Origin of the sequence: Streptomyces sp. CBMA123, assembly GCF_014596465.1 — a bacterium.
Lineage (GTDB): Bacteria > Actinomycetota > Actinomycetes > Streptomycetales > Streptomycetaceae > Kitasatospora.
Map to the genome: position 1 here is coordinate 1 of NZ_MECK01000444.1, position 2125 is coordinate 2125.

Here is a 2125-nt window from a genome sequence, read left to right on the forward strand (position 1 = left end):
GCGAGGGCGGCGGGGTCCGCGAGGGGGCTGGCGGCGGGGATCGGCCGGCTGCCCGCGCCGCCCGGTCCGTTCCGGCCCCGGTTCTGGCGCAGCCCGCTCCGGGGGCCCTGGCTGACCTCGGTGTTCGGGCTGGTGCTGCTGGTCGGAATCCCCGTCCTCTTCGTCACCGGCGCCCTGTCGTACGCCGCCTACAACCCCGACCTCGGCCCGCTCAACGACCAGACGCCGGACAAGGGCGTGCTGGGCTTCTACCTGTTCGACTGGCCCACCAGCCCGGCCTGGCTCTACCGGCTCACCCAGGGCGTGCACGTGACGCTCGGCGTCGTCCTGGTCCCGGTGCTGCTGGCCAAACTGTGGTCGGTGATCCCCAAGCTGTTCGAGTGGCCGCCGGCCCGCAGCGCGGCCCACGCGCTGGAGCGGCTGTCGCTGCTGATGCTGGTCGGCGGGGCCGTCTTCGAGTTCGCGACCGGGATCCTCAACATCCAGCTCCACTACGTCTTCCCGGGGTCCTTCTACACCCTGCACTTCTACGGGGCATGGGTGTTCATCGCCGCCTTCGCCGTCCACGTCGGCCTCAGGTTCGGCAGGATGCTCCGCGCCCTGCGGTCCCGCTCGCTGCTCGTGGAACTGCGCACCGGCCGGGCCGGCACCCGGCCCGAACCGCCGGACGCCGACGGCCTGGTGGCGCCCGAACCCGCCCTGCCGACGATCGCCCGGCGCGGGGCGCTCGCGCTGGTCGGCGCGGGCTCCCTGGCGCTGCTGCTGGTCACCGCGGGGCAGAGCATCGGCGGCCGGCTGCGCGGCACCGCACTGCTGGCGCCGCACAACCGCGACCCGGAGTCCGGGCCGAACGGCTTCCAGATCAACAAGACGGCCGCCGCCGTGGGCATCTCGGCCGCGAGCGTGGGGCCGGACTGGCGGCTGGAACTGTACGGCGCCGGGCCGGTACGGGTGTTCACCCGGGAACAACTGCTCGCCCTGCCGCAGTCCTCGGCCCGGCTGCCGATCGCCTGCGTGGAGGGCTGGTCCACCGAGGACCAGCAGTGGAGCGGACTGCGACTGGCCGACCTCGCCGCGCTGGCCGGCCTGCCCGACGCCGCGAACGTGCTGGTGGACTCCGTCCAACCACCCGGCCCCTACAGCTCGGTGGTGCTGCGCGGCAACCAGATCCGCGACCCGCGCTCGCTGCTCGCCCTGCACGTCAACGGCGCCGAGCTCTCGATCGACCACGGCTACCCCGCCCGGATCATCGTCCCGGCCAACCCCGGTGTGAACAACACCAAGTGGGTGGGCCGGCTCACCTTCAGGACCTGACCGACATGAGCGACACGAACGATGCGACCGATGCCGCGGATGCCGCCGACCCGGAGCCCGGTGGTCTCGCCCGCTGGTACGGCGCCGGGCCGCTGCACCTGCTGGCGCTCCTCGCCTCCCTCGCCCTGACGGGCTACGCGGTCGAACGCCTGGTGGCCGTACGGCCGCTCGCGGTGGCGCTCTGGTTCGTCGGCGCGGCCGTCGTCCACGACCTGATCCTGCTGCCGCTCTACTCGCTCGCGGACCTCTCGGCCCGGTCGGTGCTGCGCCACCGCGCGGAACGGCCGCCGGGCGTGGCCTGGATCAACCACCTGCGCGTACCGGCGTTCCTGTCGGGCCTGCTGCTGCTCGTCTGGTTCCCGCTGATCCTCGGCCTCTCCGTGCCCTATCCGGGTGCCACCGGTCTGTCGGAGGAGGTCTACCTCGGCCGCTGGCTCGCGATCACCGCCGTGCTGTTCGGCGGCTCCGCCGTCGCCCTCGCGGTCAGGCTCCGCCGCGCCCGTCCACGCGGTGCCCGGCGCGGTGGCGCTCGTCGGGGCGGAGGCCGCCGGGGCGGTGGCGTTCGGGAATCGTAAGGACGCGCTTCGCCGAGGCCGTCCCCGTCCGCTCCTACATTGGTCGGGATCGAACTCCCGAGGAGAGGTGCTTGAGATGACGCTGCGTCAGGACATGCCGGAGGGCCCCCGGGCCGAGCTGGGTGTGATCGGTGGTTCGGGGTTGTACGCGTTGCTGGAGGAGGTGGTGGAGGTGCGGGTGGAGACGCCGTACGGGCCGCCGAGCGATGCGGTGTTCGTGGGGGAGGTGGCCGGGC

At 73.3% G+C, this 2125-nt stretch carries 2 protein-coding genes and 1 pseudogene; all 3 read left to right on the plus strand.

All coding sequences use genetic code 11. From position 1 onward, the window contains the following. The first annotated feature begins 27 nt into the window (after positions 1-27). A complete protein-coding gene (locus BG452_RS33035; RefSeq protein WP_188308030.1) occupies positions 28-1314 on the plus strand; it encodes a molybdopterin-dependent oxidoreductase in 1287 nt (428 codons plus the stop codon). 5 nt (positions 1315-1319) lie between these two features. Continuing rightward, entirely contained in the window at positions 1320-1889 is a 570-nt protein-coding gene (locus BG452_RS33040) for a hypothetical protein (protein WP_223243088.1), read from the plus strand. A 94-nt stretch (positions 1890-1983) separates the two neighbouring features. After that, positions 1984-2125: pseudogene (locus BG452_RS33045) on the plus strand (5'-methylthioadenosine phosphorylase); the annotation flags it as partial.